The sequence below is a fragment of the Streptomyces sp. NPDC060198 genome, from assembly GCF_042728415.1.
GTDB lineage: Bacteria > Actinomycetota > Actinomycetes > Streptomycetales > Streptomycetaceae > Streptomyces.
Map to the genome: position 1 here is coordinate 1 of NZ_JBHWZJ010000410.1, position 5,765 is coordinate 5,765.

Sequence of the window (5,765 nt, forward strand, 5' to 3'; positions counted from 1 at the left end):
ACCCCGTTGGGTTCCGCGCCATTCCCGTGGGGCTGTGGGAGCAGGTCACCCCGCCCCGTGGCACCCCCCGTACGCGTCCCCCGACCCGCACCAGCAGGCCGCCGACCGGGCCGGGGGCCAGGGGAGGGCTCGGCCTCGGGCGGCGAGGGTGGTGGCGTAGAGGGGCAGGAGGTTCGGGTCGGCGGGGGAGGCGGCCTCGGAGGCTGCGAAGGCCTCGTAGGAGGGGATGGTGCCGGTGACGATGCCGAGGTTCGCGGTACCGGCCGCGTGGAGGTCGCGCAGGGCGGTCTCCACGGCGGTCAGGTGGCCCGCGTGGTCGGGGTACTCGGCGGCCAGGGCCGGGTACGCGGCGAGCAGTTCGGCCAGTTCGGCCGCGGGCCAGTGCAGGACGGCGACCGGGAAGGGGCGGGAGAGGGCCGTGCGGTAGACGCCCAGCTCCGCGCGGAGGCGGGTGATCTCCGCCTTCAGCTCGCCCGGGTCCGAGGAGCCGAGGGACCAGAGCCGCTTCGGGTCGTGGAGTTCGTCGAGGGGGACCTCGGCCGTGTGCAGGGTGTCGGCCAACCGGTCCCAGTCGTCGTGTTCCGAGCCGCGCAGCCGGCGGACGCGGTGGCGGCCGGTGAGCAGGGACTGCGTGGCGTACGGGACTTCCTCGCCCGGCGTCAGCAGCAGTTCCAGCGCGGCCGAGAAGAGGTCGTGGGCCGCCTCCAGCTCGTCGTGCGCCTCCAGGGTCTCCGCGGCGATCGTCCACGGGGCCGCCGCGCGGGGGGCCGCCACGCGCAGGCCGTCGATGATCGCGCGGGCCTCGGCCTCGTGCCCGTACTCCCACAGGTTGGCGGCCTTGAGGGCCTTCACCAGGTGGGGGTCCTCGGCGGGGGCGCCGTCCGCGGTGAGCAGGTCGTCGTAGAGGGTCGCGGCGCGGGCGCGCTCGCCGGCGAGTTCCAGGTGGGCCGCGGCCTGGAGGAGCAGCGGCTCGCGGTCCTCCGGGTAGCGCGCCGCGGTGCGCAGCAGTCGCTCGGCTTCGGTGATGTGCTCGGCAGGCGTGTCGGGGCGCATGTCCCACACGGTACTGCGCGGAGGTGGGCCCGTGGGAGCGACCGGTGAGAGGGGGTGGGGTGCGCCAGGACACAGGGGTGCGGGTGCCGGCCGCCACGCCCCCGGGCCCCGTTCTCTCCGCTCTCGCTTCCCGTACTCCAATCCCCGCTCCCCGTCTCCCGATCCCCGCTCCCCGTCCCCCGATCCCTGCTTCCCGTCCCCCGCTATCCGTCCCCCGCTCCCCGTCCCCCGCTCCCCGTCCCCCGCTCCCCGTCCCCCGCCCCCCGTCCCCCGCCCCCCCCGTCCCCCGCTCCCCGTCCCCCGCTCCCCGCTCCCCGTTCCCCGCGCCGAGGACCGCCCCCGCCCCAGCCCCCGCGCCGCACCCCGGCATCCGCACCCCCGCCCGGACGCGCCGAGGTGCGGCCCCGGGGGTGGTGTCGGACGGGGATAAAGTCCCTGGGTGCTGAGAAGACGTCCGCAGGTGTGGTGGTTGCTGGTCCCGTACGTGCTCTACCTGGGGGCCCTGCCGTGGGTGAACCGGGTGGAGCCCGTCGTGTTCGGGCTGCCGTTCCTCTTCGTCTGGATGCTGGGCGCGACCCTGCTGACGCCCGTCGCCGTCTGGCTGACCCGGCGGGGGGACCGCCGGTGAACGCCGCCGTCGCCACCTCCGTCTTCGCCGGCTTCATGGTGCTCACCGTCGTGCTCGGCCTGCTCGCGATGCGCGGGCGGGGCGGCGGAGGGGGAGGGCTCGCCGAGTGGTCCGTGGGCGGACGGAGCCTCGGTGCCGTCTTCATCTGGGTCCTGATGGCCGGCGAGGGGTACACCAGCTTCAGCTACCTCGGCGCCGCGGGCTGGGGCTACAACTACGGCGCGCCCGTGCTGTACGTCGTCGCGTACATGTCCTGCGGGTACGCCCTCGGGTACCTGGTCGGCCCCACCCTCTGGGGGTACGCGCGCAAGCACGGCCTGGTCGGGATCACCGACATGGTCGCGCACCGCTTCCGGCGGCCCTGGCTCGGCGCGTTCGTCGCCGTCCTCGCCACCGTCTGCCTGCTGCCGTACATCCAGCTGCAGATCACCGGCATGGGCGTGGTCGTCTCGACGATCTCCTACGGTGCGATCAGCCTGAACTGGGCCTACTTCATCGCTTTCGCCGTCGCCACCGGCTTCGTCGTGGTCAGCGGGCTGCGCGGCAGCGCCTGGGTGTCGGTGCTCAAGGACGTCATGGTCATCGGGACCCTCGGCTTCCTCGCGTTCTACGTACCGGTCCACTACTTCGACGGGTACGGCCCCTTCCTGGACCGGATCGTCACCGAGAAGACCGACTGGCTGACGTTTCCCGGGCACGGCGACAGCGGGCTCGGCGAGGCGTGGTTCATCAGTACGTCGTTCCTGAACTCGCTCACCGTGGTGATCTTCCCGACCACCGTCGCCGGCTATCTCGGCGCCCGGAACGCGGACGTACTGCGGCGCAACGCCATGTGGCTGCCCGCCTACAACGTCCTCCTCTTCGTCCCGATGCTGCTCGGCATGGCCGCGCTGTTCGTCGTACCGGGACTGGTCGGGGCGGAATCGAACCTCGCCCTCTTCAAGCTCGTCACCGACTCGCTGCCCGCCTGGGCGGTCGGCGTCATCGGGGTGGCCGCCGCGCTCTCCTCGATCGTGCCCATGGCCGTCTTCATGCTGGTCATCGGCACGATGTGGGGCCGCAGCGTGCTCTCCCTCGTACCCCGCTGGCGGCAGCGGCAGAAGGGCGCGGCGCAGATCGTGGTCGTGGTGGCCGGCGGGCTCGCGCTGCTCCTCACGTACACCGCGCCCAACACTCTCGTCCGGCTCTCGCTCATCTCGTACGAGGGGATGGCGCAGCTGTTGCCGATGGTGCTGCTGGCACTGGTGTGGCGGCGGCTCACCTTCGCGGGGGCGTTCAGCGGGCTCGTGGTCGGGGCGGTCGTGGTCTGCGTGCTGGTCTTCAACGGCAACGACCCGGTGTGGGGCGTGAACGCGGGGCTCGTCGCCCTGGCGGCCAACCTGGTGGTCGCGCTGGCGGTGACGTACGCCGGGCCGCGCGACCGGGACGACCGGCCGGACGACGAGGTGCTCGCCCGCGACGAGATCGAGCCTGCTGCGGGGGCGGTGGCCGTCTGAGCCGCCGCGGGCAGTCTCCGGCCGCCCGGTGTGATCCAGGCCATCGTGTATAACGGCTGGAGAGGTCCACGACCGGGGAGAGCCCGGCGGCGGACCGTGAAGGCGAACGGCACGAACGGCACGAACGGCACGAGCGGCACGAACGGCGGAAGGGGAGGAGCCATGAGCGACGCGTACGCGAGCACGCACCCGTACCCCGGTAGCCTCCGCGGTTCTTTCACGCGCCTGCTCAGGCCGGCGGGTCTGCTGCTCCTCTTCGTCGCCGAGATCCTCCTCACCGAGGGCGGGACACTCTCCGCAGCCGTCGCGCTCGCCGCCACCGCCGCGGCGGGCTCCGCGCTCCTCGCCTGCTCGGTGATCAGCGCGCGCTGTGCCGTCCCCGTGCCCCGGACGCGGGTGCGCACCGCGCTGCGGGACCGCCGGCGCCGTACGGCGTTCCTGCCGCAGCGAGATCCCGACGCCAAGGGGCGTACCCGCCCCCGCGCACCCGGCCGCGCCGTCCTCCGCACGGCCGCCGCGTAAGGCTTCCGCCCCTTCGGACCCGACACCGACGCGCCCCTCCACGGGTGCCGTCCTGCCGATCCCGTACGCAGTCCACACGCCGCGCCCGTGGCCCCCGCGCGCCCGCGGGCCCGCCCTGCACGCGCCGGCGGCCCCGCGTTCCGACTCCGTACTCCACCGGCACGACGAGACCCCTCGGAGGGCTCCCCATGTCCGCGCTCATGTCCGTTTTCGCGAGCCTGGTCGGCGCGTTCGCCGACCTGCTCCACCCGCTGTTCCAGTCGGCGTCCACCGCCGCGGCGATCATCCTGTTCACCGCGCTCGTACGCCTTGCCGTGCACCCCCTGTCGCGGGCCGCCGCGCGCGGCCAGAAGGCCCGTACGCGCCTCCAGCCGCAGATCGCCGAGTTGCGCAAGAAGCACGGCAAGAACCCCGAGCGCATGCAGAAGGCGCTCATGGAACTGCACAAGGAGGAGCAGGTCTCGCCGCTCTCCGGGTGCCTGCCGAGCCTCTTCCAGATGCCCGCGTTCTTCCTGCTCTACCACCTCTTCTCCAGCGCGCGGATCGGCGACGACCCCAACGGTCTCCTCGGTCACCAGCTCTTCGGGGCGCCGCTGGGCGAGCGCTGGCACCACGCCCTCGCCGAGGGAGGCGTGTTCGGCGGCCAGGGGCTGGTCTATCTCGGCCTCTTCGCGGTCGTCGCCGTCGTGGCCACCTTCAACTACCGGCGTACGAAGCGTCAGATGGCCCTCAACCCGGTGACACCCACCGCCGGACCGGACGGTCAGCCGGTCCCGGGCATGGGGGCGATGACGAAGGTGATGCCGCTGATGTCGTTCTTCACCCTCTTCACCGTGGGCGTGGTGCCCCTCGCGGCGGCCCTGTACGTCGTCACCAGCACGACCTGGACCGCGATCGAAAGGGCCTACCTCTACCGCGACGTTCCGGCTGCCGGAGTGGCGTTGGCTCCCCTTGGCTGAGCCTCGGAGCACGGTTCCTGCCTGGTGTTCTGCGCCCCTGGTCACGTCCAGAGACTGAACACGTCTTGCCAATTCATCCGATGTCTAGCAGGCTGAACAGGTTTTGTGGGCTGGGCTGGGCACGGTCCGGGGCGGTCGCCGCACCGCACCCGGTCCGGTCGGCGCCCATTCCACCCAGGCATCTCTACCCAGGGAGTGGCACCCGTGAAGTTGCTTCGAGTCGGCACGGCGGGAGCGGAGCGTCCGGCTCTGCTCGCGGAGGACGGAACGCTGCGCGACCTGTCGGGGGTCGTCCCCGACATCGACAGTGCGCTGCTCGCCGACGAGCACGGGCTCGACCGGGTGCGCGCCGCCGCGGCCGACCCCGGCTCGCTGCCCGAGCTGGATCCGGCGGGACTGCGGACCGGGGCTCCCCTCGCCCGCATCGGCAAGATCATCTGCATCGGGCTGAACTACCACGACCACGCGAAGGAGACCGGGGCGGCGATCCCCGCGGAGCCGATCCTCTTCTTCAAGGCGCCCGACACGGTCGTCGGCCCCGAGGACACCGTCCTCGTGCCGCGCAACAGCGTGAAGACCGACTGGGAGGTCGAGCTCGCGGTCGTCATCGGCCGCACCGCCCGCTACCTCGACTCGGCGGAGGAGGGGCTGGCGCACGTGGCCGGATACGCGACCGCCCACGACGTCTCCGAGCGCGAGTTCCAGATCGAGCGCGGCGGCACCTGGGACAAGGGCAAGAACTGCGAGACCTTCAACCCGCTCGGGCCGTGGCTCGTGACCGCCGACGAGGTTCCCGACCCGCAGGCGCTGCCGCTGAGGCTCTGGGTCAACGGAGAGCTGAAGCAGGACGGCACCACCGCCGAGCAGATCTTCCCGGTGGGTGAGGTCGTCCGCTACCTCAGCCACTTCATGACCCTCTACCCGGGCGACGTCATCAACACGGGCACCCCGGCCGGCGTCGCGATGGGCCACCCGGACCCGAAGCCGTACCTGCGCGCGGGCGACGTCGTCGAGCTGGAGATCGAGGGGCTCGGACGCCAGCGCCAGGTGCTGAAGGACGCGTAGGCCGCCTGAGGGAGAAGCCCCGGGGCCCCGCGCCGATGTCGC

6 protein-coding genes are annotated in these 5,765 nt (G+C 72.6%); 5 read left to right on the forward strand and 1 reads right to left on the reverse strand.

Translation table 11 applies throughout. The features are described from left to right. Positions 1-45: 45 nt before the first annotated feature. Positions 46-1,053, reverse strand: a complete 1,008-nt coding sequence (locus ACFWEP_RS30475) for an SEC-C metal-binding domain-containing protein (RefSeq protein ID WP_387374895.1) — start codon at positions 1,051-1,053, stop codon at positions 46-48. A 469-nt stretch (positions 1,054-1,522) separates the two neighbouring features. Here ACFWEP_RS30475 and ACFWEP_RS30480 point away from each other — a divergent pair, with 469 nt between their 5' ends. From ACFWEP_RS30480 to ACFWEP_RS30500, 5 genes are all read left to right on the forward strand, one after another. Next, positions 1,523-1,681, forward strand: a complete 159-nt coding sequence (locus tag ACFWEP_RS30480) for a DUF3311 domain-containing protein (protein ID WP_323180469.1) — start codon at positions 1,523-1,525, stop codon at positions 1,679-1,681. Further along, the gene (locus ACFWEP_RS30485; RefSeq protein ID WP_387374897.1) at positions 1,678-3,177 is read left to right on the forward strand and encodes a sodium:solute symporter; all 1,500 of its coding nucleotides are present in this window, start codon (positions 1,678-1,680) and stop codon (positions 3,175-3,177) included. The genes ACFWEP_RS30480 and ACFWEP_RS30485 overlap by 4 nt, the downstream gene beginning before the upstream one ends. Before the next feature lie 162 nt (positions 3,178-3,339). Beyond that, on the forward strand, positions 3,340-3,699 hold the full coding sequence (locus tag ACFWEP_RS30490) for a DUF6412 domain-containing protein (RefSeq protein WP_387374899.1): 360 nt from the start codon (positions 3,340-3,342) through the stop codon (positions 3,697-3,699). Between the two features lie 188 nt (positions 3,700-3,887). Continuing rightward, positions 3,888-4,658: a YidC/Oxa1 family membrane protein insertase gene (locus tag ACFWEP_RS30495; protein WP_387374900.1), complete on the forward strand. Its 771-nt coding sequence runs from the start codon at positions 3,888-3,890 to the stop codon at positions 4,656-4,658. A 204-nt stretch (positions 4,659-4,862) separates the two neighbouring features. Then, positions 4,863-5,723, forward strand: a complete 861-nt coding sequence (locus tag ACFWEP_RS30500; protein WP_387374902.1) for a fumarylacetoacetate hydrolase family protein — start codon at positions 4,863-4,865, stop codon at positions 5,721-5,723. Positions 5,724-5,765: the final 42 nt, after the last annotated feature.

Bases quoted from the DNA above. Each gene is read 5' to 3' on its own strand.
- ACFWEP_RS30475 (WP_387374895.1), bottom strand. From the start codon at position 1,053: ATGCGCCCCGACACGCCTGCCGAGCACATCACCGAAGCCGAGCGACTG.
- ACFWEP_RS30490 (WP_387374899.1), top strand. From the start codon at position 3,340: ATGAGCGACGCGTACGCGAGCACGCACCCGTACCCCGGTAGCCTCCGC.
- ACFWEP_RS30495 (WP_387374900.1), top strand. From the start codon at position 3,888: ATGTCCGCGCTCATGTCCGTTTTCGCGAGCCTGGTCGGCGCGTTCGCC.